The sequence below is a fragment of the Clostridium tepidiprofundi DSM 19306 genome, from assembly GCF_001594005.1.
In the GTDB taxonomy this organism is placed as follows: domain Bacteria; phylum Bacillota; class Clostridia; order Clostridiales; family Clostridiaceae; genus Clostridium_AC; species Clostridium_AC tepidiprofundi.
Genome location: NZ_LTBA01000005.1, coordinates 16321 through 41476, shown reverse-complemented (window position 1 = coordinate 41476; position 25156 = coordinate 16321). Strand labels below are relative to the sequence as shown.

General features: G+C 32.7%; 42 protein-coding genes and 1 tRNA gene. All 43 read right to left on the bottom strand.

The genetic code is table 11. The features are described from left to right. Positions 1-4: 4 nt before the first annotated feature. The 43 genes from truA to cysS all read right to left on the bottom strand — a co-directional run bounded on the left by truA (position 5) and on the right by cysS (position 25124). Entirely contained in the window at positions 5-739 is a 735-nt protein-coding gene (truA, locus tag CLTEP_RS04075; RefSeq protein ID WP_066823047.1) for a tRNA pseudouridine(38-40) synthase TruA, read from the bottom strand. A 47-nt stretch (positions 740-786) separates the two neighbouring features. Then, a complete protein-coding gene (locus tag CLTEP_RS04070; RefSeq protein WP_066823045.1) occupies positions 787-1584 on the bottom strand; it encodes an energy-coupling factor transporter transmembrane component T family protein in 798 nt (265 codons plus the stop codon). Positions 1585-1711: 127 nt separating this feature from the next. Then, positions 1712-2569 carry an energy-coupling factor transporter ATPase gene (locus CLTEP_RS04065; RefSeq protein ID WP_066823044.1) on the bottom strand — a complete coding sequence of 286 codons (858 nt, stop codon included), beginning with the start codon at positions 2567-2569 and terminating at the stop codon, positions 1712-1714. Continuing rightward, the gene (locus tag CLTEP_RS04060; protein ID WP_066823043.1) at positions 2554-3399 is read right to left on the bottom strand and encodes an energy-coupling factor transporter ATPase; all 846 of its coding nucleotides are present in this window, start codon (positions 3397-3399) and stop codon (positions 2554-2556) included. The genes CLTEP_RS04065 and CLTEP_RS04060 overlap by 16 nt, the downstream gene beginning before the upstream one ends. A 162-nt stretch (positions 3400-3561) precedes the next feature. Beyond that, positions 3562-3903, bottom strand: coding sequence for a 50S ribosomal protein L17 (gene rplQ, locus CLTEP_RS04055; RefSeq protein ID WP_066823041.1), 342 nt, complete (start codon positions 3901-3903; stop codon positions 3562-3564). Between the two features lie 12 nt (positions 3904-3915). After that, positions 3916-4863 carry a DNA-directed RNA polymerase subunit alpha gene (locus CLTEP_RS04050; RefSeq protein WP_066823039.1) on the bottom strand — a complete coding sequence of 316 codons (948 nt, stop codon included), beginning with the start codon at positions 4861-4863 and terminating at the stop codon, positions 3916-3918. Positions 4864-4926: 63 nt separating this feature from the next. Further along, positions 4927-5547, bottom strand: coding sequence for a 30S ribosomal protein S4 (gene rpsD, locus CLTEP_RS04045; RefSeq protein ID WP_066823037.1), 621 nt, complete (start codon positions 5545-5547; stop codon positions 4927-4929). 21 nt (positions 5548-5568) lie between these two features. Then, on the bottom strand, positions 5569-5964 hold the full coding sequence (rpsK, locus tag CLTEP_RS04040; protein ID WP_201786584.1) for a 30S ribosomal protein S11: 396 nt from the start codon (positions 5962-5964) through the stop codon (positions 5569-5571). Between the two features lie 22 nt (positions 5965-5986). Beyond that, the gene (rpsM, locus tag CLTEP_RS04035) at positions 5987-6355 is read right to left on the bottom strand and encodes a 30S ribosomal protein S13 (RefSeq protein ID WP_066823033.1); all 369 of its coding nucleotides are present in this window, start codon (positions 6353-6355) and stop codon (positions 5987-5989) included. A gap of 150 nt (positions 6356-6505) precedes the next feature. Next, entirely contained in the window at positions 6506-6619 is a 114-nt protein-coding gene (rpmJ, locus tag CLTEP_RS04030; RefSeq protein ID WP_002509257.1) for a 50S ribosomal protein L36, read from the bottom strand. Between the two features lie 15 nt (positions 6620-6634). Further along, a complete protein-coding gene (infA, locus tag CLTEP_RS04025; RefSeq protein WP_066823031.1) occupies positions 6635-6853 on the bottom strand; it encodes a translation initiation factor IF-1 in 219 nt (72 codons plus the stop codon). Between the two features lie 7 nt (positions 6854-6860). Beyond that, on the bottom strand, positions 6861-7142 hold the full coding sequence (locus CLTEP_RS04020; RefSeq protein ID WP_066823027.1) for a KOW domain-containing RNA-binding protein: 282 nt from the start codon (positions 7140-7142) through the stop codon (positions 6861-6863). Positions 7143-7356: 214 nt separating this feature from the next. Further along, positions 7357-8007, bottom strand: coding sequence for an adenylate kinase (locus tag CLTEP_RS04015; RefSeq protein ID WP_066823025.1), 651 nt, complete (start codon positions 8005-8007; stop codon positions 7357-7359). A 20-nt stretch (positions 8008-8027) separates the two neighbouring features. After that, positions 8028-9305, bottom strand: a complete 1278-nt coding sequence (secY, locus tag CLTEP_RS04010; protein WP_066823022.1) for a preprotein translocase subunit SecY — start codon at positions 9303-9305, stop codon at positions 8028-8030. Between the two features lies 1 nt (position 9306). Beyond that, positions 9307-9747, bottom strand: a complete 441-nt coding sequence (rplO, locus tag CLTEP_RS04005) for a 50S ribosomal protein L15 (protein WP_066823020.1) — start codon at positions 9745-9747, stop codon at positions 9307-9309. 17 nt (positions 9748-9764) lie between these two features. After that, positions 9765-9944 carry a 50S ribosomal protein L30 gene (rpmD, locus tag CLTEP_RS04000; RefSeq protein ID WP_066823017.1) on the bottom strand — a complete coding sequence of 60 codons (180 nt, stop codon included), beginning with the start codon at positions 9942-9944 and terminating at the stop codon, positions 9765-9767. Positions 9945-9955: 11 nt separating this feature from the next. Continuing rightward, entirely contained in the window at positions 9956-10453 is a 498-nt protein-coding gene (rpsE, locus tag CLTEP_RS03995) for a 30S ribosomal protein S5 (protein WP_066823016.1), read from the bottom strand. An 18-nt stretch (positions 10454-10471) separates the two neighbouring features. Then, a complete protein-coding gene (gene rplR, locus CLTEP_RS03990) occupies positions 10472-10834 on the bottom strand; it encodes a 50S ribosomal protein L18 (protein ID WP_066823015.1) in 363 nt (120 codons plus the stop codon). 24 nt (positions 10835-10858) lie between these two features. After that, positions 10859-11398 carry a 50S ribosomal protein L6 gene (gene rplF, locus CLTEP_RS03985; RefSeq protein ID WP_066823012.1) on the bottom strand — a complete coding sequence of 180 codons (540 nt, stop codon included), beginning with the start codon at positions 11396-11398 and terminating at the stop codon, positions 10859-10861. A 23-nt stretch (positions 11399-11421) separates the two neighbouring features. Then, entirely contained in the window at positions 11422-11820 is a 399-nt protein-coding gene (gene rpsH / locus CLTEP_RS03980) for a 30S ribosomal protein S8 (protein WP_066823010.1), read from the bottom strand. 30 nt (positions 11821-11850) lie between these two features. Beyond that, entirely contained in the window at positions 11851-12036 is a 186-nt protein-coding gene (locus CLTEP_RS03975) for a type Z 30S ribosomal protein S14 (RefSeq protein WP_066823008.1), read from the bottom strand. Positions 12037-12048: 12 nt separating this feature from the next. Continuing rightward, complete coding sequence (gene rplE / locus CLTEP_RS03970) at positions 12049-12594, bottom strand: 50S ribosomal protein L5 (protein ID WP_066823001.1); 546 nt, start codon at positions 12592-12594, stop codon at positions 12049-12051. A 21-nt stretch (positions 12595-12615) separates the two neighbouring features. Next, positions 12616-12939 carry a 50S ribosomal protein L24 gene (gene rplX / locus CLTEP_RS03965; protein WP_066822999.1) on the bottom strand — a complete coding sequence of 108 codons (324 nt, stop codon included), beginning with the start codon at positions 12937-12939 and terminating at the stop codon, positions 12616-12618. Between the two features lie 18 nt (positions 12940-12957). Next, positions 12958-13326, bottom strand: a complete 369-nt coding sequence (gene rplN / locus CLTEP_RS03960) for a 50S ribosomal protein L14 (protein ID WP_066822997.1) — start codon at positions 13324-13326, stop codon at positions 12958-12960. A gap of 43 nt (positions 13327-13369) precedes the next feature. Next, positions 13370-13624 carry a 30S ribosomal protein S17 gene (gene rpsQ, locus CLTEP_RS03955; protein WP_066822994.1) on the bottom strand — a complete coding sequence of 85 codons (255 nt, stop codon included), beginning with the start codon at positions 13622-13624 and terminating at the stop codon, positions 13370-13372. Positions 13625-13646: 22 nt separating this feature from the next. Beyond that, positions 13647-13859, bottom strand: a complete 213-nt coding sequence (gene rpmC, locus CLTEP_RS03950) for a 50S ribosomal protein L29 (protein ID WP_066822992.1) — start codon at positions 13857-13859, stop codon at positions 13647-13649. Then, entirely contained in the window at positions 13849-14292 is a 444-nt protein-coding gene (gene rplP / locus CLTEP_RS03945; protein WP_066822990.1) for a 50S ribosomal protein L16, read from the bottom strand. The genes rpmC and rplP overlap by 11 nt, the downstream gene beginning before the upstream one ends. Positions 14293-14360: 68 nt before the next feature. After that, positions 14361-15029: a 30S ribosomal protein S3 gene (gene rpsC / locus CLTEP_RS03940; protein WP_066822987.1), complete on the bottom strand. Its 669-nt coding sequence runs from the start codon at positions 15027-15029 to the stop codon at positions 14361-14363. A gap of 16 nt (positions 15030-15045) precedes the next feature. Then, entirely contained in the window at positions 15046-15381 is a 336-nt protein-coding gene (gene rplV / locus CLTEP_RS03935) for a 50S ribosomal protein L22 (RefSeq protein WP_066822985.1), read from the bottom strand. A gap of 22 nt (positions 15382-15403) precedes the next feature. Then, positions 15404-15685, bottom strand: coding sequence for a 30S ribosomal protein S19 (gene rpsS, locus CLTEP_RS03930; RefSeq protein WP_066822984.1), 282 nt, complete (start codon positions 15683-15685; stop codon positions 15404-15406). Positions 15686-15746: 61 nt separating this feature from the next. After that, entirely contained in the window at positions 15747-16574 is an 828-nt protein-coding gene (gene rplB / locus CLTEP_RS03925; RefSeq protein ID WP_066822981.1) for a 50S ribosomal protein L2, read from the bottom strand. A 55-nt stretch (positions 16575-16629) separates the two neighbouring features. Continuing rightward, the gene (rplW, locus tag CLTEP_RS03920) at positions 16630-16923 is read right to left on the bottom strand and encodes a 50S ribosomal protein L23 (protein WP_066822978.1); all 294 of its coding nucleotides are present in this window, start codon (positions 16921-16923) and stop codon (positions 16630-16632) included. Then, on the bottom strand, positions 16923-17543 hold the full coding sequence (rplD, locus tag CLTEP_RS03915) for a 50S ribosomal protein L4 (protein ID WP_066822967.1): 621 nt from the start codon (positions 17541-17543) through the stop codon (positions 16923-16925). The genes rplW and rplD overlap by 1 nt, the downstream gene beginning before the upstream one ends. 25 nt (positions 17544-17568) lie before the next feature. Further along, entirely contained in the window at positions 17569-18201 is a 633-nt protein-coding gene (gene rplC, locus CLTEP_RS03910) for a 50S ribosomal protein L3 (protein ID WP_066822966.1), read from the bottom strand. 64 nt (positions 18202-18265) lie between these two features. Next, entirely contained in the window at positions 18266-18574 is a 309-nt protein-coding gene (rpsJ, locus tag CLTEP_RS03905) for a 30S ribosomal protein S10 (protein ID WP_066822963.1), read from the bottom strand. A 342-nt stretch (positions 18575-18916) separates the two neighbouring features. Beyond that, positions 18917-20098, bottom strand: coding sequence for an elongation factor Tu (tuf, locus tag CLTEP_RS03900; protein ID WP_066822961.1), 1182 nt, complete (start codon positions 20096-20098; stop codon positions 18917-18919). An 89-nt stretch (positions 20099-20187) separates the two neighbouring features. Beyond that, positions 20188-20263: transfer RNA gene (locus CLTEP_RS03895), tRNA-Thr, on the bottom strand. A 97-nt stretch (positions 20264-20360) separates the two neighbouring features. Further along, entirely contained in the window at positions 20361-21026 is a 666-nt protein-coding gene (gene sigH, locus CLTEP_RS03890) for an RNA polymerase sporulation sigma factor SigH (RefSeq protein WP_066823148.1), read from the bottom strand. A gap of 86 nt (positions 21027-21112) precedes the next feature. Beyond that, complete coding sequence (locus tag CLTEP_RS03885; protein ID WP_066822958.1) at positions 21113-21622, bottom strand: NYN domain-containing protein; 510 nt, start codon at positions 21620-21622, stop codon at positions 21113-21115. After that, positions 21619-22371, bottom strand: a complete 753-nt coding sequence (rlmB, locus tag CLTEP_RS03880; RefSeq protein ID WP_066822955.1) for a 23S rRNA (guanosine(2251)-2'-O)-methyltransferase RlmB — start codon at positions 22369-22371, stop codon at positions 21619-21621. Before rlmB ends, CLTEP_RS03885 begins: the two co-directional genes overlap by 4 nt. Before the next feature lie 27 nt (positions 22372-22398). After that, positions 22399-23139, bottom strand: a complete 741-nt coding sequence (gene thyX, locus CLTEP_RS03875; protein ID WP_066822953.1) for an FAD-dependent thymidylate synthase — start codon at positions 23137-23139, stop codon at positions 22399-22401. Between the two features lies 1 nt (position 23140). After that, positions 23141-23560, bottom strand: coding sequence for a Mini-ribonuclease 3 (locus tag CLTEP_RS03870; RefSeq protein ID WP_066822951.1), 420 nt, complete (start codon positions 23558-23560; stop codon positions 23141-23143). Between the two features lie 166 nt (positions 23561-23726). Further along, a complete protein-coding gene (gene cysS / locus CLTEP_RS03865) occupies positions 23727-25124 on the bottom strand; it encodes a cysteine--tRNA ligase (RefSeq protein WP_066822949.1) in 1398 nt (465 codons plus the stop codon). Positions 25125-25156: the final 32 nt, after the last annotated feature.

Genomic DNA, 25156 nt, shown 5'->3' with positions numbered 1-25156 from the left:
AAATTTAATAAAGTACCTCAACTAAACATAGTCCACAAGCTGGTGCACACCCACCTGCCTTTGTCCTATCTTTTGAATACAATATATTCCTAATTTCTTCTGGTTTTATCTTTCCTATTCCTACATCAATCAATGTACCTACAATTATTCTAACCATATTATATAAAAAGCCATCAGCTGACACAGTTATTGTTAATTTATCGTTTTCCTTTTGAACATCCAATCTAGTAATTGTTCTTACAGTAGTTTTAACTGAACTCCCTTTTTTCATAAAAGAAGTAAAATCGTGTTTACCAATAAAATATTTACTTGCCCTTTTCATTAATTCAATATCTAATTTATTCTTATAATGATAAACATAATCTCTTCCAATTGCTATAGGTTCATACCTATTTATTATTGTGTATACATATATCTTTCCTGTACTATGATATCTTGAATGAAAGTTAATATCAACTTCTTCAGACTTTAATATAACAATATCGTTAGGTAATTTGCTATTTATTGCTTCTCTAAATTTTTGAGCTGGTATTTTGCTCTCCGTTGTAAAATTTGCAGTAAACCCTTTAGCATGAACACCAGCATCAGTTCTACTTGAACCAATTAAATTAATGTTTTCATTCGTTATAGAAACAATTGCATTCTCAACAACTTCTTGAATAGTCAATGCATTATTCTGCTTCTGCCACCCAGAATATTTAGTTCCATCATACTCAATTATGAGTTTAATATTTCTCATAAACTCACTTCCTCTTATAATTTCAAACTTAACTGTTATCTTTTCTCTTATTTCCTCGATATTATGGATATAGCAACAAAAACAGCAAATATGAACACAGCAATTAAGTCCTTACTCGTAAACTTAAGTTGTTTCATTCTTGTTCTACCTTCTCCACCTCTATAACATCTAGCTTCCATGGCTGTAGCTAAATCATCAGCTCTTCTAAATGAACTTATAAACAAAGGTACAAGTATAGGAATTAAATTTTTTGCTCTATTTACTATATTTCCAGATTCGAAATCAGCTCCTCTAGATTTTTGTGCTTTCATAATTTTATCTGTTTCATCCATCAATGTAGGAATAAATCTCAAAGCAATTGTCATCATCATAGCCAATTCATGTGCTGGAAACCCTATTTTCTTTAATGGATTTAATAATTTTTCAATTCCATCAGTCAATTCTATTGGAGATGTTGTCAACGTAAGTATTGAAGTTCCAACAATCAAAAATGTCAATCTTAATACCATAAATGCCGCAACCTCAACTCCTCTTCTATAAATATGTATAAACTTCCATGTAAAAATCAAATCTCCACCTTTAGTCATAAAAACATTCAATATTGCAGTAATCAATAGTAAAACAAATATGGGTTTAAGTCCTTTATAAATATATCTAAAATGGATTCTAGAAGCATAAATAATTAAACCTAAGAACAAAACTACATATATGTATCCTTGAAAATTATTTATTATAAATAAATCAATTATGTATATAAATGAAATTATAATTTTTATCCTAGGATCTACCTTATGCACAAATGAATCTCCAGGTACATATTGCCCTATTGTTATATCCTTTATCATTATTATTTAAGCAAAAACAATTTTGCTTAATGTCCCCCCTCTAAATTATTTTAAAACTCCCACTTGTACAAGTGGGATCATCATAAAAATAATAGTAAAACATATATATTTAAATGCACTATACACATTATTTTCGAATTCTAATTTTTTTTAACAAGACTTCTTTAGCCTGTTCAATAGTAAAAACATCTTCTGGCAATTCAAAGCCTCTTTCATTTAATTTTTTAATTAAATAAGTAACTTGTGGAACTGCAAGTCCTACGCTCTCAAGTACATCTGACTGCTTAAATACTTCTCTTTTACTTCCCTGCAATATACATTTGCCTTTTGATAAAACAAAAATCTTATCAGCAACCATCGCAACTTCTTCCATGCTATGCGAAACTAAAATTATAGTCATATTATATTCTTTATGCAACTGTTTGATCTTAGTTAATATTTCATCTCTACCTCTCGGATCTAACCCCGCTGCAGGTTCATCTAAAATTAATATTTTAGGTTCCATAGCAATTACACCTGCAATCGCTATTCTTCTCTTTTGCCCACCACTCAATTCAAATGGTGAAATATCTTTATATTTTTCGTAACTAAGCCCTACAATTTCCATTGCACGGCGTACCCTTTTGTCTATTTCTTTATTCGATAATCCTAAATTACTTGGGCCAAAAGCAATATCCTTTTCTACTGTTTCCTCAAAAAGTTGATATTCAGGATATTGAAAAACAAGTCCAACTTTTTTTCTAATATCGCTCATGTTTACTTTCTTACTAGTAATATCTAAATCATCTACATATATCTTCCCACTAGTAGGGACAAGTAATCCATTAATATGCTGAATCAATGTTGATTTCCCTGAACCAGTGTGTCCAATTAAAGCCACAAATTCACCATCACGTATCTCCATTGATATATTATCTAAAGCTTTCTTTTCAAATGGCGTATCAGGCATATATACATATGATAAATTTTCTATCTTAATTGACATAAAGCATCCACCATCTCATCAATATTTATTATATCTGTATCTATATCAATTCCTTCTTGTTTTAATAGATAAGCAAGTTCAGTAACTTGAGGCACATCTAAACCGACACTCTTCATATTAGGAACATCACTAAATATTTCCCTCGGTTTACCCTGCATAACAATCTTGCCTCTATCCATAACTATTACTTTATCTGCTTCAACTGCTTCTTCCATATAATGTGTAATCAACACAATTGTAATTCCATACTTTTTATTGAGATTATGTATAGTTTCAATTACCTCTTTTCTGCCGTATGGATCTAGCATAGCAGTTGGCTCATCAAAAATGATACACTTTGTTCTCATAGCTAATATTCCAGCTATTGCAACTCTCTGCTTTTGTCCTCCAGATAATAAATATGGAGCATGCTTTCTATATTCATACATATCTACTTTTTTTAATGCATCATCCACTCTTTTACGTATCTCTTGTGGTTCAATACCTAAGTTTTCAGGTCCAAAGGCTACATCTTCTTCTACGATAGTTGCAACTATCTGGTTATCTGGATTCTGAAATACCATCCCTGCTGAACTTCTAATATTCCACAAGTTTTCCTCTATTGAAGAATCAAATCCAGAGACAAATACTTTTCCCATACTTGGAACCAATAATGCATTAAAATGTTTTGCTAAAGTTGATTTTCCTGAACCATTTTGGCCTAAAATTACTACAAATTCACCTTCATCTATATTTAAATCGATTCCATCTAATGCTATTCTCGATGAATCAGTTTCATTTCCTTCATACTCAAAATAAACATCTTTACAATTAATAATCTGTTTTCCCATACTCATTCCTACTTCATTTTAAACTTATATTACTACTCACGTGATATCTATCTCACTTATTAATAATATTAGAAGTAAGTCATCAATATCATTTCTCCGCATTTTTGATAAACAGTTTAATAAAACGGGGACTAAGTTTAATCTTACTTAATCCCCCGCAGGTTAAACTAATTCTAATATTACAACTTCAGCTGCGTCTCCTCTTCTTGGACCCATCTTATACATTCTTGTATATCCACCGTTTCTATCAACATACTTAGGAGCAATATCACTAAAAAGGTTATTTACAACCTCTTTTTCTGTTACAAATGAAAGAACCTGTCTTCTAGCATCTAAATCTCCTCTTTTTGCAAGAGTAATCATTTTTTCAGCTAATTTTCTAGTTTCTTTAGCTCTTGTTACAGTAGTTTCTATTTTACCATGTTTCAAAAGACTAGTAACAAGATTTCTCAACATTGATTTTCTTTGGTCAGTTGGACGCCCCAACTTACGATATCCTGCCATTGCTCTCCCTCCTTAATCCTCACTCTTTTTTAAGCTCAAATCTAGTTCTCTGAGTTTGTTCTGAACTTCTTCAAGAGACTTCTTACCAAGATTTCTTACTTTCATCATATCATCCATAGTTCTCTCAGTTAATTCCTGAACAGTATTTATACCTGCTCTCTTTAAACAATTGTAGCTTCTAACTGATAAATCAAGTTCCTCTATAGTCATTTCAAGAACTTTTTCTTTCTTATCTTCTTCCTTTTCAACCATTATTTCAACATCATCTGCATGATCAGTTAATGTCATAAACAATTTGAAATGCTCAATAAGAATTTTAGCTGAAAGACTTACTGCTTCTTCTGGCTTAATAGTTCCATCAGTCCAAACTTCAAGCTCTAATTTGTCATAATCAGTTATCTGACCTACTCTTGTATTTTCAACTTTAAAGTTTACTTTTTTAACTGGAGTATATATGGAATCAACAGGTATAGTTGCTATAGGCATTTCATCATCTTTGTTTCTTGCCTGTGATACATAGCCTCTTCCTCTTCTTACATTGATCTCCATATGCAATCTACCATCTTTATCTAAAGACGCAATATGTAAATCCTTATTTACTACTTCAACACTTCCATCTGTAATAATATCCGCACCAGTTACTTCACATTCGCCCTGTTTATCGATAACAATTACACTAGACTCTTCTCCATTCATCTTCAATGCTAATTGCTTAATGTTAAGTATTAATTCCGTAACATCTTCCTTAACACCTTTAACAGTAGAAAATTCATGAAGTACACCATCAATTTTAACCCAACTAGCCGCAGCTCCTGGTAATGAAGAAAGTAATATTCTCCTTAGAGAATTTCCTAATGTAATTCCATATCCTCTTTCCAATGGTTCAATAACAAATTTCCCATAGGTAAAATCTTCAGCACTTTTTACGCACTCGATTTTTGGCTTTTCTATTTCTAACATTTAATAACCCTCCTTTATTCGGAATTTATACCTCACCTGAGGGCAACTGACTCTACACTTCAATTATTTACTATATAACTCAACAATTAATGTTTCATTTACTGGAACATCAATTTCATCTCTACTTGGTTTAGATAAAACCTTTCCTTCAAAACTATCTTGGTTAGCCTGTAACCAATTTGGTAATGTCTTTGGATTTTCATTAAATGTCTTGAATACTTCATAGCTTCTGCTTTTTTCACATACTGATATTACATCATTTACTGATACTTGGTAAGATGGAATGTTTACTTTCTTTCCGTTTACTAAAAAGTGACCGTGTGTAACTAACTGTCTAGCTTCTTTTCTAGAATTTCCATATCCTAATCTATAAACAACATTATCTAATCTCATTTCTAATAGTTGTAATAGATTTTCACCAGTAATTCCTTTTATTCTTTCAGCCTTTTCATAATATCTTCTAAATTGCTTTTCAAGAATACCATATATTCTCTTTGCTTTTTGCTTTTCTCTTAACTGTAATCCATAGTTAGACATTTTCTTTCTGCTTTGGCCATGTTGTCCTGGAGCATAGCCTCTTCTTGCAAATGCACATTTGTCTGTATAACATCTATCACCTTTTAGGAATAGTTTCATACCCTCTCTTCTGCATTGTCTGCAAACAGCACCTGTATATCTTGCCATTGAAATCACACCTCCTATATATTAAACTCTTCTTCTTTTTGGTGGTCTACATCCATTATGTGGTATTGGTGTAACGTCTTTGATTAGTGTAATTTCTAATCCTGCAGCTTGTAGTGATCTAATTGCTGCTTCTCTACCTGCACCTGGTCCTTTAACGTAAACCTCTACACTCTTTAAGCCATGTTCCATAGCTGCCTTTGCAGCAGTTTCAGCTGCCATCTGTGCAGCAAATGGTGTTCCTTTTCTAGAACCCTTAAATCCAAGAGCTCCAGCACTTGACCATGATAATCCGTTTCCTGCAGTATCAGTTAACGTAACAATTGAATTGTTAAATGTTGATTTAATATGAGCACATCCATGTTCAATATTCTTTTTCTCTTTTCTTCTTCTACTTCTTTTTACTTTCTTAGGTGCCACGATCATCCCTCCTCGCAATTAATTATTTTTTCTTATTAGCGATAGTTTTTCTAGGACCTTTTCTAGTTCTAGCATTTGTCTTAGTTTTTTGTCCTCTTACAGGTAAGCCTCTTCTATGTCTAATACCTCTATAACATCCTATTTCTGTTAATCTCTTAATATCTAAAGCAACCTTTCTTCTTAAGTCACCTTCAACCATAACATTTTTATTTATATAACTTCTTAATGCTGAAACTTCCTCTTCAGTTAAATCTTTAACTCTAGTATCAGGATTAATACCAGTTTCAGTTAATATTTCTTGAGATTTTGGCAATCCAATTCCAAAAATATATGTTAAGCCAATCTCTACTCTCTTTTCTCTTGGTAGGTCAACCCCAGCTATTCTTGCCATTTGCTACTTACACCTCCTAGGTATTTCTTAAAATATTGAATTGTAATCTAAAGTTACTAATTAAATATATAAATTTTAGGTTATTAGAATATCTAATACAGCCGCACCTAAAATATAATACCATAAAATACTTTCAAAAACATCAATTATTTAACCTTGTTTTTGTTTATGCTTTGGATTTTCGCATATAACCATAACTTTACCTTTTCTTTTTATAACCTTACATTTTTCACATATAGGTTTTACAGATGGTCTAACTTTCATCATTAACCCTCCTTATTACTTATCTCTCCAAACAATTCTTCCACGTGTCAAATCATATGGAGAAAGCTCTACTTTAACTCTGTCACCAGGTAAAATTCTAATGAAATTCATTCTAAGTTTACCTGAAATATGCGCTAATATTTGGTGACCGCTTTCCAGTTTAACTTTAAACGTTGCATTTGGTAAAGCTTCAACTACTACACCTTGCATTTCTATTACATCATCTTTTGACATAAGGTAATCAAACCTCCTTATTGGCATATTCAGCCTCTAAGAATCTCTTTATTCTTAAATCACTAACTTTACTACCATTTAAAATAAGTTCCCTTATTTCTTCAGCTACATTATCTGTAAAAATAAGGTGCTTCAATTTCTTTTTCTTAGGTTTTGATATCTTTCTTAATTTGCCATCCGCAATATAAACAAATTCTTTGTTCAATATACCTACAACAACAAAATGCCTATCTTTATCTCGTCCTACCTTAGAGTATACCACTCTTCCAATAAGGCTCTTATCTTCCAATATATTTCACCTCTATCAATTCTCTCTTAACCTAAGAAAATTATTACAACTCTCTACAGTAAATATTTTCCCAATTTTAATTAATATAATACATATATAACGTTTATTTTTAGTATAAGCACATTTAACTAATACACTTAACAATATACAACATACTTATGTCAGCACTTTCATATATGCTTAGTTAAGTAGCTTTACCCATAATCTCAGAAAATTATTTTATTAAATCCAATCTCTCTGAAATCTGTTTAAATACATTATTAATAGAATATGTTCCATCCACAACTGAAAGTAAATTCTTATCTTTATAATAATCAATAAGTGGTTGTGTTTGTTTATCATATATATCTAACCTATTACTAACAGTTTCTGGTGTATCATCTTCCCTTTGAATAATCGTACTTCCACACACATCACAAATTCCTTCTTGCTGCGGTGGATTAAACTTAATATGATAACTTGCTCCACACGAAGGACAAACCCTTCTGCCAGTCATCCTCTCAAGTATAAATTCTCTAGGAACTGCTATTAATAAAGCTAAATTTAACCTAGAACCATGTTCAGCCAAAAACCCATCCAATGCCTCAGCTTGTTTTACTGTTCTTGGATAACCATCTAACAAAAATCCTTTTTTACAATCATCCTTTAATAACCTATCTTTTACTATGCTGATTGTCAATTCGTCAGGAACTAATTGACCTTTGTCAATATATTTTTTGGCTTCTTTACCAAGTTCAGTTGATAGAGAGATATTTTGTCTAAAAATATCTCCCGTTGATATATGAGGTATAGAATATTTTCTACTTATAGACTTAGCTTGAGTTCCCTTACCTGCTCCAGGAGGACCTAACAAAATTATCTTCATGTACATCATCTCCTAAGGTATTATTTAAGGAACCCTCTATAGTTACGCATAACTAACTGAGATTCTAACTGACGTACTGTCTCAGTAGCTACACCAACTAAAATTAATAACGCTGTACCACCAAAAGCTATTCCAGTAAAATCTGTATAGCCTTCTAATATTATTGGGAACACAGCAATAACTGCTGCAAAACATCCACCAAGTACAGCAATGTTTGTTAAAATTCTTTCAATATACCTAGCTGTTGGCTCGCCAGGTCTTATTCCAGGTATAAATCCTGAAGACTTATGCATATTCTCTGCCATTTCATCTGGCTTAAAAGTAATTTGAGTGTAAAACCAGGTAAATAGAATTATCAACACAGAATACAATAATGCATACAGCCATGAATTAGGTCTAAATACACTATATGGACTAGTTTTAATAAAATTAGTAAAAGCTGAATTCGGTAAGAATTCACTTAATGTATTTGGAAATTGCATAACCGACAAAGCAAATATTATTGCAATAACACTTGCTGAATTAACATTAATAGGTATATGCGTTGACTGTCCTTTAACCATTTTAGTTCCTAACGCTTTTCCTGCATACTGAACAGGAATCCTTCTTTCTGCTAAGTTTACAATAATTGTTAAAAGCAATAATGCTAAAGCCACTACTATAAACATAACAACTTCAACAGACGTAACTGTTCCTGTCTTTTGTAAGTTAGCTATTTGCACAACAGAACCAGGAAATCTTGAAATAATGTTTACGAATATTATAAGCGAAACACCATTACCAATTCCATATGTAGTAATCTGTTCCCCAAGCCAAACCAAAAATATAGAACCAGTCGTCATTGTAAGTACAATTAAGAACAATGTAAACTTAGAATAATCTGCTAATGCACCATATTTTGCAATCAATGCATAAAAACCAAAAGCCATCAAAATACCAAATGCTACTGAAGCATATTTAGTATAATTCTGTATCTTTTTTCTACCCTCTTGACCTTCTTTTTGAAGATTTTCTAAATAAGGTATTGCAACAGTTAATAACTGCATTATAATGGATGCATTAATATACGGCGTAACACTCATCGCAAATATACTAAATCTTTTGAATGCACCACCTGATAGCATATCATAAAAAGAAAACAGATTGCCTGTGTTTGTTAACTGCACTAATTTACTTGTATCAACTCCTGGAACAGGAATAAAATTCCCCATTCGGAAAAACGCAATTAACATAAATGTGAATAAAATTCTCTTTCTAAGCTCAGGAACTTTCCAAGCATTACGTAGGGTAGATAGCATTTTATATCACCTCAACTTTTCCTCCAGCTGCTTCTATTTTTTCAGCAGCAGCCTTTGAGAACTTTGTTGCCTTAACTGTTAATGTCTTTTCCAGATTTCCTTTACCTAATATTTTAACACCACTTTTTACTTTTTTGATGATTTTCTTTTCTAGTAACAATTCAGGAGTTACTTCTGTACCATTTTCAAATACATTTAATCTATCAACGTTAATAGTAGCATATTCTTTTGCAAAAATATTATTGAATCCTCTTTTTGGAATTCTTCTGAATAAAGGCATCTGGCCTCCTTCAAATCCTGGTCTTACTCCTCCACCAGATCTTGAATTCTGTCCATCTTGACCTCTTCCTGCTGTTTTACCCCAGCCAGAACCAGTACCTCTTCCAACTCTTTTACGTGACTTTCTTGAACCTTCTGCAGGTCTTAATTCATGAAGTTTCATACTGACACCTCCTCTGTTTATATTTCTTCTACCTCTAGGAGATAACTTACTTTTTTGATCATTCCTCTAATTTGAGGAGTACCTTCATGCTCTACAGTTTTACCAATTTTCTTTAATCCTAGAGCATTAACTGTAGCTATATGATCTTTTTTACGACCAATTAAACTCTTTTTTAATGTAATTCTTAGTTTTGCCAAGGTTACCCCTCCTATCCTAAGATTTCCTCAACAGTCTTGCCTCTTAATTTAGCAATCTGTTCAACGGTTCTCAAATTATCTAACCCATTAATTGTAGCATTTACCATGTTTTTAGGATTATTAGATCCTAAAGATTTTGCTCTAACATCTTTTATACCAGCAAGTTCTAATACCGCTCTTACAGGTCCACCAGCGATAACACCAGTACCTTCTACAGCTGGCATAATTAATATTTTACTTCTACCGAATATACCATGTATTCTGTGTGGAATTGTATTTTCAACAATTGCAACTTCAATTAAGTTCTTTTTAGCATCTTCAATACCTTTTCTTATCGCATCAGGTATTTCTGCTGCTTTTCCTGTACCAACACCAACGTGCCCATTCTCATCGCCTACAACAACTAGTGCACTGAATCTAAAGTTTCTACCACCTTTAACAACTTTAGCAACTCTGTTAATGCTAACAACTTTTTCTTTTAAGTCTAAGTTGCTTGGATCGATTCTCAATACGTTCCCCTCCTTCTTTTAGAATTTAAGTCCTGCTTCCCTTGCAGCATCAGCAAGTTCCTTAATTCTTCCGTGATAAATATATCCGCCTCTATCAAATACTACCTCTGTGATTCCTTTATCTAAAGCCTTCTTAGCAATACTTTCACCAACTAATCTTGCAGCTTCTTTATTGCTTCCAACCTTTGCTGAGAAATCTTTGTCCTTAGTTGAAGCTGAAACGATAGTGTTTCCAACTGAATCATCAATAAGCTGAGCATATATATTCTTCTCACTTCTAAATACGCTTAATCTTGGTCTTTCGGCTGTTCCGCTTATCTTTTTACGTATTCTTATGTGACGTCTAACTCTAGCTTGAGATCTACTAACCTTCTTTGACATAAGCAGCTCACTCCTTTCTATCTATTATTTACCTGTCTTACCTTCTTTACGTCTAATTACTTCATTCTCGTATTTAATACCCTTGCCTTTATATGGTTCAGGTTTTCTCCATTTTCTTACATCAGCAGCAACTGCTCCTACTACTTCTTTATCTATACCTTTAACATGAACCTTAGTAGTTCCTTCAACCTCAAAAGTAACACCTTCAACTGGCTCTACTTCAACTGGATGAGAATATCCAAGATTCATAACTAATTTCTTTCCTTTTACCTCAGCTCTATAACCAACACCAACTAATTCTAGTGTTTTCTTGTATCCCTTACTAACACCGATTACCATATTGTTTATAATAGCTCTAGTTGTACCGTGAAGAGCTCTATGTAATTTATTGTCACTTGGTCTTGTAACAATTACATTATTTCCCTCAACAACAATCTTGATGTCTTTGTGCATATTCTTTTCAAGTTCACCCATAGGTCCTTTTGCTACAACCTTATTATTAGAATCAACTGTAACAGTAACACCTTCAGGTATAACTATTGGAAGTCTACCAACTCTTGACATAATCACACCTCCTATTCATTAGACTACCAGATATAACAAATAACTTCTCCGCCTACTCCTAATTTTCTAGCTTCTTTGTCAGTAATAATTCCTTTAGAAGTTGAAATTATCGCAATTCCTAAACCATTTAATACCTTAGGAATCTCATCTTTATTTGAGTAAACTCTTAAACCTGGTTTTGAAATTCTCTTTAATCCTGTTATTATTCTTTGCTTATCCTTACCATATTTCATAGTAATTCTTAGCATTGGCACAGAACCGTCTTTATATTCTTCTACATTTTTTATATATCCTTCATTTAACATAATATCTACAATAGATCTCTTAATTCTTGAAGAAGGAACTTCAACAACATTATGACCAACTATGTTGGCATTTCTAACACGTGTAAGTAAATCTGCGATAGGATCTGTCATTACCATATATTTTGCCTCCTTTCGTACAAATCATTTTTACCAGCTTGCTTTTCTGCAACCTGGAATTTGTCCTTTATAAGCTAATTCTCTAAAACAAATACGGCAAATTCCATATTTTCTTAATACAGCATGTGGTCTTCCACAAATTCTGCATCTTGTATACGCTCTTGTTGAATATTTTGGTTCTTTATTCCACTTTTGAATCAACGCTTTACGTGCCACAATCTCCCCTCCTTATTGCTGAGCAAATGGCATTCCTAAATATCTTAATAGCTCTCTTGCTTCCTCATCAGTTTTAGCAGTTGTAACAAAGATAATATCCATTCCTCTAATTTTATCAATCTTATCATAATCAATTTCTGGGAAAATCAACTGTTCTTTAACTCCTAGTGCATAGTTTCCTCTTCCATCAAATGATTTTGGAGATACGCCTCTGAAGTCCCTAACTCTTGGTAAAGCAATATTCATAAATTTATCTGCAAATTCATACATTCTTCTTTTTCTTAAAGTTACTTTACAACCTATCTTCATGCCCGCTCTAACTTTAAAGTTAGCAACTGACTTTCTTGCTCTAGTAACAACTGGCTTTTGTCCAGCAATAATTTCCAAATCAGCTACTGCTGAATCCAATACTTTAGCATTATCTTTTGCTTCTCCAACACCCATGCTAATCACAATTTTTTCAAGCTTCGGAACTTCCATAATATTTTTATATCCGAACTTTTCCATTAATGCTGGAACCACTTCATTATTATACTTTTCTTGAAGTCTTGGTAACATTTTTTAACCTCCTTCCAAAGCTTAGAATGTTTCGCCACATTTCTTACATACTCTTACTTTAGTTCCATCTTCAAGTATCTTATGACTTATTCTTGTAACATTCTTGCATTTTTCACAATATAACATAACCTTAGAACTGTAAATTGGAGCTTCTTTTTGAATAATTCCGCCCTGCATATTTTGTCTATTAGGTTTTTGATGCTTAGACACTACATTAACATCTTTAACCAATACCTTACCTTTTTTTGGATATACTGCTATAACTTCGCTTATTTTACCCTTGTCTTTACCTGAAATAACCATTACCTTGTCATTTCTTCTAACATGAATCTTATTAGCTGACATCTTAGCCACCTCCCTACATTATAATACTTCAGGTGCTAATGAAATAATTTTTGTGAATTCTTTTTCTCTTAATTCTCTAGCAACTGGTCCAAAAATACGAGTTCCTCTTGGGTTCTTGTCTTCTTTTATCAATACAGCTGCATTATCATCAAACTTTATGTAAGAACCGTCTACTCTTCTTACACCTCTTTTAGATCTAACTATAACAGCTTTTACAACATCACCTTTTTTAACAACTCCGCCTGGTGTTGCACTTTTGACACTAGCAACTATTACATCACCAATATTTCCATATTTTCTTTTAGAGCCACCTAATACTCTAATGCACATAATCTCTTTAGCACCAGAATTATCCGCAACCTTCAATCTTGTTTGCTGTTGAATCATTTAAAATTCCCTCCTTTCAGAATTATAAGGAAAAACCCTGAAACTATTTAGCTCTTTCAATAATTTCAACAAGTCTCCATCTTTTTTCTCTTGAAAGCGGTCTAGTTTCCATTATTTTTACTGTATCATTATATCTCGCTTCATTGTTTTCATCATGTACTTTAAATTTCTTTGTTCTATTAACAGTTTTGCCATATAAAGGGTGACGAACCTTAGTTTCAACTGCGACAACAATAGTTTTATCCATCTTATCGGATACAACTCTACCTATTCTCGTTTTTCTTTGATTTCTTTCCACGAAAAATACCTCCTTTCAACAACTACTGTTCTAAATTCCTCATTTCGCCTTCTCTTAAAATAGTTTTAATCTGTGCTATAGACCTCTTCACCTGTCTAATTCTCATTGGATTTTCGAGTTGTCCAGTAGCTAGTTGAAATCTTAAGTTGAACAGTTCTGCTTTTAAATCTTTAATTTTTAACATCAGTTCTTGAGGACTGCTGCTTCTCAACTCGTGCAATTCCCTAGCCTTCATGTTTTTCACCACCCATTTCTTCAAAATCTTCTCTCTTAACAAACTTTGTCTTAACTGGTAGTTTGTGTGATGCTAATCTCATAGCTTCTCTTGCTAATTCTTCACTTACACCAGCAATTTCAAACAACACTCTACCTGGCTTAACTACTGCTACCCAATGTTCTGGATTTCCTTTACCAGATCCCATACGAGTTTCAGCTGGTTTTTCAGTAACTGGTTTGTCTGGGAAAATTTTAATCCAAACTTTTCCCCCTCTTTTTACATGTCTATTAATAGCTATTCTGGCAGCTTCTATTTGATTATTAGTAATCCAACCACATTCAGTAGCTTGAATACCATATTCTCCATATGCTATGAAATTACCTCTTGTTGCTTTACCTCTCATTCTGCCACGTTGCACCTTACGATGCTTAACTCTTTTAGGCATTAACATATGTATTCCTCCTTCCTCGGCAATACTTCTTTTAAACAATCATAAATATATATTACTTTATTCGTTCTCTATGCTTCAATTTTCTCTTTACTATCTTTTTTTACAGGAAGAACTTCTCCTTTATATACCCAAACTTTAACACCTATTTTACCATAGATTGTATCTGCTTCAGCAAATCCGTAATCTATGTCAGCTCTTAAAGTTTGTAGAGGAATTGTACCTTCATGATATTGCTCTGTTCTAGCAATTTCAGCTCCTCCAAGTCTTCCTGAACAAGCAGTTTTAACACCCTTAACACCTGTTCTCATTGCTCTTTGTATTGTTTGCTTCATTGCTCTTCTGAAAGAAATTCTCTTTTCTAATTGTAGAGCAATGCTTTCAGCCATCAATTGAGCATCTGCTTCAGGTTTTTTAACTTCTACGATATTTATTAAAATATTCTTGTTTCCAGACACTACAGTCTTTAATGCATTTTTAAGGTTCTCGATTCCTACTCCACCTTTTCCGATAACCATGCCTGGTTTAGCTGTAAAGATATTTAACTTGATTCTTTTTGCAGCTCTTTCAATCTGAATCTTTGAAATACCTGCAGAGTAATGTTTTTTCTTTACAAGATTTCTGATTTTATTATCTTCTATCAAATAGTCAGCAAAGTTTTTTCTATCTGCATACCATTTTGCATCCCATTCTTTAATCACACCGACTCTCAAGCCATGAGGATGTACTTTTTGTCCCACTACATTTCCCTCCTTTTTAGTTTCTTTCTTTTACTACTAATGTTATATGACTAGTTCTTTTTCTAATTCTATACGCTCTTCCTTGTGCACGTGGTCTAAATCTTTTTAGTGTTGGACCCTGACATGCATAAGCTTCTGCAACATATAATCTATCAACATTTAAATCGAAATTATTTTCCGCATTAGCAACAGCTGATTTTAATAGTTTTCTTACAACAACAGCTGCGTCCTTAGGAGTGTACTGTAAAATAGCATCTGCTTCTTTAACATCTTTTCCCCTAATCAAATCAAGCACTATACCAACTTTTCTTGAAGACATTCTTATATGTCTCACTTTTGCCATAGCTTCCATTATATATTGCCTCCTTTCCGGACTATCTTAATTTTGATGATTTTTCATTTTTAATATGACCTTTGTATGTTCTAGTCAAAGCAAATTCGCCAAGCTTATGTCCTACCATATCTTCTAATACATAAACAGGAACATGTTTTCTTCCATCATGAACTGCTATTGTGTGTCCTACCATTTGAGGAAATATAGTTGAACTTCTTGACCAAGTTTTAATAACCTTCTTTTCGCCTTTTTTATTCATTTCAAGAATTCTCTTTAAAAGTCTCTCTTCAACGTATGGTCCTTTTTTAACTGATCTACTCAATTTACTTGCCTCCTTCCACCGATTATAGAATAGGCGAAGAGAATTAATCAATTCTCTTCAATTATTTTCTTCTCTTAACAATTAATCTATCAGAATATTTATTATTCTTTCTAGTTTTATAACCAAGTGTTGGTTTACCCCAAGGTGTAACAGGACCTGGACGTCCAATAGGTGATTTACCTTCTCCACCACCGTGTGGGTGATCATTAGGATTCATTACAGAACCTCTAACTTTAGGTCTGAATCCCATATGTCTCTTTCTACCAGCTTTACCGATGCTAACAATTTCATTAGTCAAGTTTGAAACTGTTCCAACAGTCGCTCTGCATTCTATTCTAACATTTCTTAATTCACCACTTGGTAATCTTAATAAAGCATACTTTCCTTCTTTAGCCATAAGCTGAGCCGATGCACCTGCTGATCTAACCATTTGACCACCTTTACCAGGTGTAAGCTCGATATTATGAATAACAGTACCAACTGGAATGTTTTTTAGTGGTAATGCGTTACCTACTTTAATATCTGCTTCAGGACCAGAAACAATTACATCTCCCACCTTTAATCCTACAGGAGCAATTATGTATCTTTTTTCTCCATCTGCATAATTAACAAGTGCAATATATGCTGTTCTATTTGGATCATATTCTATTGTTGCAACTTTTGCTGGAACATTATCTTTATTTCTTTTAAAATCTATTATTCTATACTTTCTCTTAGCTCCACCACCACGGTGACGTACAGTTATTCTACCATAAGAGTTTCTACCACCAGTTTTTTTCAATGCAACAAGAAGACTTTTTTCTGGTTTATTAGTTGTTATTTCTTCAAATGTTGGCATTGTCATATGTCTTCTAGCTGGAGTAGTAGGTCTAAAGCTTTTAACTGCCATCTTATTTCCCTCCTTTTTATTCGCTTATCTGGCATCTGCCAATAACAGCTTATTATTACATACCTTCAAAGAATTCTATTGTTTTACTATCTTCAGTCAATTTAACAATTGCTTTTTTATAGTCTGCTCTCTTACCAATATGAACTCCAACTCTTTTAGTTTTTCCGATATATCTTGCAGTATTAACCTTTTCAACTTTTACGTCGAATATTTCTTCAACTGCTTTTTTGATCTGTGTCTTATTGGCATGAATATCTACAATAAAGGTGTATTTTTTGTCGGCCATAGCAGCCATACTCTTTTCAGTTATTACTGGCTTTCTAATTATATCATGGCTTACTAATTTCATTATACATACACCTCCTCAATCTTAGCAACCGCATCTTTAGTTACCATAAATTTGTCGTATTTCAATATATCATAAACATTTAAATTATTTACTGGTAAAACAGTTACATTTGGTATATTTCTTGCAGATCTATATACATTTTCATTCTTTTCTGCAACAACGATTAATGTTTTATTAGCTTCAAACGCTTCAAGCATTCTAACTACTTCTTTTGTTTTAGGCTCAGTCATTTCTAAGCTCTCTAATACAATGATTTCTTCTTCATTAACTTTAGAAGATAATGCAGATTTCATCGCTAATCTTCTAACTTTCTTTGGAATAGACATTCTATAACTTCTTGATTTTGGTGCAAAAACAACTCCACCATGAATCCATTGTGGTGCTCTTATAGAACCTTGTCTAGCTCTTCCTGTACCTTTTTGTCTCCATGGTTTTATTCCACCACCACGAACTTCTGATCTTGTTTTAGCTGATTGAGTTCCTTGTCTTTTATTTGCTAATTGTGCAACCACAACTTGATGCATAACTTCTTTATTTACTTCAACTCCGAATATGCTATCAGATAAATTTATTTCCCCAACTTTTTGGGCATCTCTATTATAAACAGCTACTGTTGGCATTTTACCTCCTCCTTTCTCTTAGAAGTTACTTAACCTTTACTGTTTCCTTAATAACTAAGTATCCTTTTTTAGGTCCTGGCACTCCACCCTTTATAAGTAATACATTCTTTTCAGGAATAATTCTTGCAATTTCAAGATTCATTACAGTGCTCTTAACATGACCCATGTGTCCAGGCATCTTTCTATTTTTAAATGTTCTTGATGGGTCTGAAGCAGCTCCCTGAGAACCTGGTGCTCTATGGAATTTAGAACCATGTGTTGCATCTCCTGTTCTGAATCCCCATCTCTTAATAACACCTTGGAATCCTTTTCCTTTTGAAATACCAGTAACATCAACTTTGTCACCTTTTTCAAAGATATCAACTTTGATCTCTTGACCTAATTCATAACTATCTACATTTTCAAATTTAAATTCTTTGATGAATCTTTTAGGTGTAACCCCTGCCTTGTCAAATTGGCCCTTCATAGGTTTGTTAACAAGTTTTTCCCTCTTATCTTCAAAACCAACTTGAATAGCCTCATATCCGTCTTTTTCAACTGTTTTCTTTTGAATAACAACACATGGACCTGCTTCTACAACAGTTACAGGTATTACTCTTCCATTTTCATCAAAGATCTGTGTCATTCCTATCTTTCTTCCTAATATAGCTTTCTTCATACATCGCACCTCCTAAAGTATTAGCGGATCACACTAGTGATCATAATATTCGAGCCAACCAATCCTAAAGTTTGATTTCTATATCAACACCAGCTGGCAAATCTATTCTCATAAGCGCATCAACTGTCTTTTGTGATGGGCTTAATATGTCAATTAGTCTTTTATGCGTTCTAATTTCAAATTGCTCTCTTGAATCTTTATATTTATGAGGAGCTCTCAAAATAGTAACTACATCTTTTTCTGTAGGTAGTGGTATTGGTCCAGCCACTCCAGCTCCAGTATTTTTAGCAGTTTCAACAATTTTTAAAGCTGATCTATCCAACAACTCATGATCAAATGCTTTTAGTCTAATTCTTATTTTTTGTGCTGCCAATTCGTATCCCTCCTTTTTTTATCAACTATCAAAATTTATTCATTGCAAGCCCTGATATAATATAAACAGTTCCGGGTGTTGCATATTTATTAGTAAACACTTACACAGCTGAATATGTAACTTATACATTAAAAATTACATTAATTTATCTAAAACGCCCATAACGGGACACAATATACTTGCTTTTCTCGTCACAACTTCTTTAGTATACAATATTTTTTATACCTTGACAAGTACTTTTTTTAGCATATTAAAATTTGTTTTTTATTTCATATATGTTGGAAATTTTTCGTTTGTTTAAGGGAGAAGATTTTTGCTTCTCCCTATATTAATTTGAAAAAATTATTCAATAATGCTAGTAACAACACCAGAACCTACTGTTCTTCCACCTTCTCTGATGGCGAATCTTAGTCCTTCTTCCATTGCTACCTGTGTGATTAATTCTACTGTCATGTCAATGTGGTCTCCTGGCATTACCATTTCTACTCCTTCTGGTAACTGGATTGTTCCTGTTACGTCTGTTGTTCTGAAGTAGAATTGTGGTCTGTATCCTGGGAAGAATGGCTTATGTCTTCCTCCTTCTTCTTTCTTTAATACGTATACCTGACCTACAAATTTCTTGTGTGGATTTACTGTTCCTGGTTTACAAAGTACTTGACCTCTTTCTACTTCTGTTCTTTGTACACCTCTTAATAATGCTCCTATGTTATCTCCTGCCATTGCTTGATCTAGAAGCTTTCTGAACATTTCTACTCCTGTACATACTGTCTTCTTCTTCTCTTCACTTAATCCTACTATCTCTACTTCGTCTCCTACGTTCAATATTCCTCTTTCTACTCTTCCTGTTACAACTGTTCCTCTTCCTGTGATTGTGAATACGTCTTCTATTGGCATTAAGAAGTCTTTATCTGTATCTCTTTCTGGTGTTGGAATGTATTCATCTACTGCTTTCATTAATTCTTTTATGCAGTCTCTTTCACCTTTTTCTATTGCCATTAATGCTGATCCTGTGATTACTGGACACTCATCTCCATCAAATCCATATTCACTTAATAATTCTCTTACTTCCATCTCTACTAATTCTAGTAATTCTGGATCATCTACTTGGTCTGCTTTATTTAAGAATACTACTATGTGTTGTACTCCTACTCTTGATGCTAGCAAGATGTGTTCTCTTGTTTGTGGCATTGGTCCATCTGCTGCTGATACTACTAATATTGCTCCATCCATCTGTGCTGCACCTGTGATCATGTTCTTTACATAATCTGCGTGTCCTGGACAGTCTACGTGTGCATAGTGTCTATTATCTGTTTCGTACTCTACGTGTGCTGTGTTGATTGTGATTCCTCTTTCTTTTTCTTCTGGTGCTTTATCGATATCTTCATAGTTTTGTACTTCTGCTTTTCCTTCTTCTGCTAATGTCATTGTAATTGCTGCTGTTAATGTTGTTTTACCATGGTCTACGTGTCCTATTGTTCCTATGTTTACATGTGGTTTGCTTCTTTCAAATTTTGCCTTTGACATTTCTTTTTTCCTCCTTTATAGTAAACATTATTTTTGAATTGAAATCAGAATAAACTCATCCTGGTGTTTTGATAATACTTATAGAAACCTGGAGCCCACGACCGGGATTGAACCGGCTACCTCCACCTTACCAAGGTGACGCTCTACCTATTGAGCTACATGGGCATTTCAACTCATTTAATAACATATGTTTCTATTCGTAAAATACTACAAACTAGTAATTAATTTTACTATTAATGCTTTTCTTTGTCAACATGCATTTTTATCTTTTAGCTAAACATTTTTCCAATTTTCTCTTAACTCTTTGCAATGCATTATCAATGGATTTTGAGTGTCTATCCAAATCACAAGCTATTTCTTGATATGACTTTCCATCAAGATAAGACATTAATACTTCCATTTCTAGATCAGATAATATTTTACTTATTTCATGTTCAATATTCGTAACTTCTTCTTTGCTTATAATCAGTTCTTCCGGATCAGTAATCTTTACACCAGATATTACGTCTAGTAAAGTTCTATCTGATTCTTCATCATATATAGGCTTATTTAGCGATACATATGTATTTAAAGGTATATGTTTTTGTCTTGTGGCTGTTTTAATTGCAGTAATTATCTGCCTCGTAACACATAATTCTGCAAATGCTTTGAAGGAAGACAACTTATCTTTCTTGTAATCTCTTATAGCTTTATATAATCCTATCATTCCTTCTTGATAAATATCCTCTTTATCAGCACCTATCAGAAAATAGGATTTCGCTTTTGATTTTACAAAGTTTTGATACTTATTTATTAAATATTCTTGCGCCCTAACATCCCCTTCTTTAGCCTTGATAACTATTTCTTCATCAAGCTCATTATCAAAACAGCTATCTAAGTTTTCAGGATTTTTATTATCTTTTATTACACTGTTATCCTCAAAGCCCATTTTTTTGTCCAAAAATATCCCCTCCACAGCCAAAATACACCCTAAGACTAATTATACAATATTAGATTTTTTATAGTCAAGTTAATTCAATGACTTTTACGAATTTTATCAAGTTTTTCCAATATATTCTCTTCCAATAAGTCCTCTAATCTATTTTTTGTCTCTGAATTTCTCTTTTTAATTTTTTTTCTTAATTTACTGTTAACATTATTTATTTCATTATAAAACTCAATAGATGATTTTCTCACAGCACCTCTTTGAAAAACCAACTGTTGCTCTAATAAATCAGAAGTAACAACACAAATTTCAACTTTTCGCCCCATGTTATTTGCCGCTCTTTCTATGTAACTGTCTGCTGTTTCACCATATTTAGTAAACACCACTACTACATTTCCCATTCTTTCTTTTTTTTCTATACTCCCTTTTACCATATGAGCATCGAAAACAACAAAAACTTTATTGCCTGTATATTCTGCATAATTTTGCACAATTTCTATGAGTTTCTGCCTAGCAGAATCCAAACTATAATCAATAATAGGTTTGATATTTGGCCAACTATTAATAACATTATACCCATCAACAAAAATCGTTTTCACCTTTTATCACCTATTATTTTCTGTTTAAGAACTTCATACATCATGATTCCACCAGCAACAGAAGCATTTAATGATGTGATTTTACCCACCATTGGTATTTTCACTAACACATCACATTTTTCCATAGTCAATCTTGATAGTCCTTTCCCTTCACTACCTATTACCAAAGCAACCGCACCAGTAAGATCTGCTTCATAGCAATATTTATCTCCTTTCATGTCTGCACCATAAACCCATATACCTTTATCTTTAATATCATCTATATATGAATTAATATTGGTAACCTTAGCAATCTTCATGTGTTCTACAGCACCCGCTGATGATTTATATACTGTAGAAGTTACACTTACATTTCTTCTTTTAGGAATTATAATACCATGAACACCGCATATTTCCGCAGTTCTTATTATTGCCCCAAAGTTATGAGGATCTTCTATTTCATCTAAAATAACAATAAAAGGTTTCTCATCACGTTCTTTGGCATATTGTATTATTTCATCCGGTTCACAATATTTATATGACGAAACTATAGCAATGACTCCCTGATGTTTCCCCGTTTCTGATAATTGTTCTAATTTCTTTTTATCAACTTCCTTTATAACAATCTTTTTCTCTTTTGCAAGCTTAATAACTGTATTTATTGAACCCATAGTTTTACCTTTATTAATTAAAATGCTTTCAATATTTCTTCCAGTCTTTATGGCTTCAATTACAGCATTTCTTCCTTCTATTATATTATTTTCTCCCATTTTCTCACCTTACCTTCACTCTTTATACTATAATTTGAGATATTTCTCCCTCATTTCATTCATTTTACCACATGTCATTTTTCCTTCTGGACATTTTCCAAGCAAACACGCTGGGCCTGCATATTTAAATAAAGTTGGTGCTATATGCTTAACTTGAGTAAGCATTTCGTTAGCTAAATTTCTTATTTCCCACTGTGCTCTATTGCAACATCTATGCCTAAAAAAATTCATAAGACTTCTTGCATTCATAGTAACTATTATTTTAGTTTCACAAGCATTTGGAAATACATATCTCGCATCTTCAATAGCTTTTTTTTCTGCTTGCTTTGATTTCATTCCTTTATCTATATATTTACTTTTAAGTATGCTAACGAGTTCATCATATGCTTGTTGGCTTTTCTCCATAGCTTCTATAAATATTTTTCTTGCATTCTCATCATTTGATATTTCATAAGGTATCACATAATCAAATTGATCTAATTTTACATACCTTTGGCTTTGTTGTGAATAAGAAGCTATCCTATGCCTAACTAACTGGTGTGATAAACTTCTTGAAACACCTTCAATAGCAAAAGTAAATGATACATGTTCTATAGGTGATTCATGTCCAAAAGACATCAGCATTTCTAAAAATTGTTTTGTATTATACTCGCTTAATCCATTTAATATATCGTCAATCCCCACTTGGCTATAGCATAATTTAGCCGCAGCTGCAATGACTTTCTCTGGATTTGGAGTATGTTCTATAATCTCTACTTTTAAACTCATTTTATTCACCCTTATCTATATTTATAATTTTACCCATAATCTCATTTATTCTATCATATTCTCTCATTACAAACAAATACCCAATTAACGCTTCAAATCCTGTTGCCATTCTATATTCAACAACATTTGCATTCTTAGGAATTGTAGCTGATTTAGCATTTCTACCCCTCTTGAAAACTCTCAATTCTTCATCATTTAAGTTATCAATTATCTTTTTCATAAATTCGCTTTGTGCGTGAGCTTTTACATAAGAAACTGCTTTTACGTGCATTTTATGAACACTCATATCTCTATTATTGGTAATAATAAAGTTCCTTATTATCACTTCATACACAGCATCACCTATAAATGCCAGTACTAAAGGATTTAACTCATTAGCTTCTCGTTTCGTTAAATTACATCTAAAAAAATCAAATTCCATAGCTATCCCCTTATCATAATAATTGATTATATTAATTCATTAATATCTATGTTACTATTTTTTATTCTATTTTGCCATAGTTTTATTATTTGCGTATATGTAAATTTGTAAAACAAACCTCCACTAATTAGTATATTAGTGGAGGTTTTAGTATTTATTTTATCATCTAAATCTTTTTCCATCTTACTCCCTGTGGTGTATCTTCAAGAACAATTCCTCTTTCTTTTAAGTCATCTCTTATTTTGTCAGCTAAAGCCCAGTTCTTTTCTTTTCTAGCCTTTTGTCTCTCTTCAATTAATTTCTCTATTTCCTCTTCTAAACTACCTTTTGTAGTTTTTTGAAGTATTCCAAGTGGTTTACCTAATTCTCTTATCATATTTAGTGAAGTCTCAACTAATTCCTTTGATGATTCAACATCTACACTGCTATTTATATCCCTAACCATATCAAATATTACAGAAATTGCATCTGCAGTATTAAAATCATCATCCATTTTTTCTATATATTTTTGTTTATATTCTTCTAATTTTTGAACAAATATTTTATCTTTATCATTTAATTCTTTTCTAGAAACCTCGTCTAGTAAGCTTTCAAGATTTCCAATTGCATTATATAGCCTTTCCACTGAAGCTTTTGCAGCATCTAACAATTCTCCACTAAAATTAAGCTGATTTCTGTAATGAGCCTGCAACATAAAGAACCTAATTACATCAGCATCATACTTTTCTAACGCTTCTCTTGCAGTAAGAAAATTATTAAGTGACTTAGACATTTTCTTATTATTAACATTTAAATATGCAGAATGCATCCAATAATTTGAAAATGGTTTGCCCGTTCTTGCTTCACTTTGAGCGATTTCATTTTCATGATGTGGAAATACCAAATCCATTCCTCCACCGTGAATATCTATTGTTTCTCCAAGAAGTTTTTGTGACATACAAGAGCATTCTATATGCCAGCCTGGTCTTCCTTTACCCCATGGACAATCCCAAGCAGGCTCACCTGGCTTAGCACTTTTCCATACTGCAAAATCCATTGGATCTTGCTTTCTTTCATCGACTCTTATTCTAGCTCCTGCTTGTAACTCTTCCATATTTTGACCTGAAAGTTTGCCATATTCTTTAAATTTCTTAGTACTAAAATAAACATCTCCATCTACTTCGTATGCGTATCCTCTATCAATCAAATCCTGAACAAATTTTATTATTTCATCAATAAATTCAGTAGCTCTAGGATTTGATGTAGCTCTCTCAATATTTAAATTATCAGCATCTCTATAATACTCTTTTATAAATCTATCCCCTAATTCTTTAACAGTTATTCCTTCTTCATTTGCTCTTCTTATCATCTTATCATCTATATCAGTAAAGTTTTGAACAAATTTAACATCATACCCTTTGTATTCAAGATATTTTCTAATAGTATCAAATATTATAAAAGTCCTAGCATTACCTATGTGAAAAAAATTATATACTGTAGGACCACACACATACATTTTTACTACACCTGGTTCTATAGGAATAAATTCTTCCTTCTTTCTGGTCAAAGTATTGTATATTTTCATCTAAATACCCCCTGAATTAAGATTAAATTTGA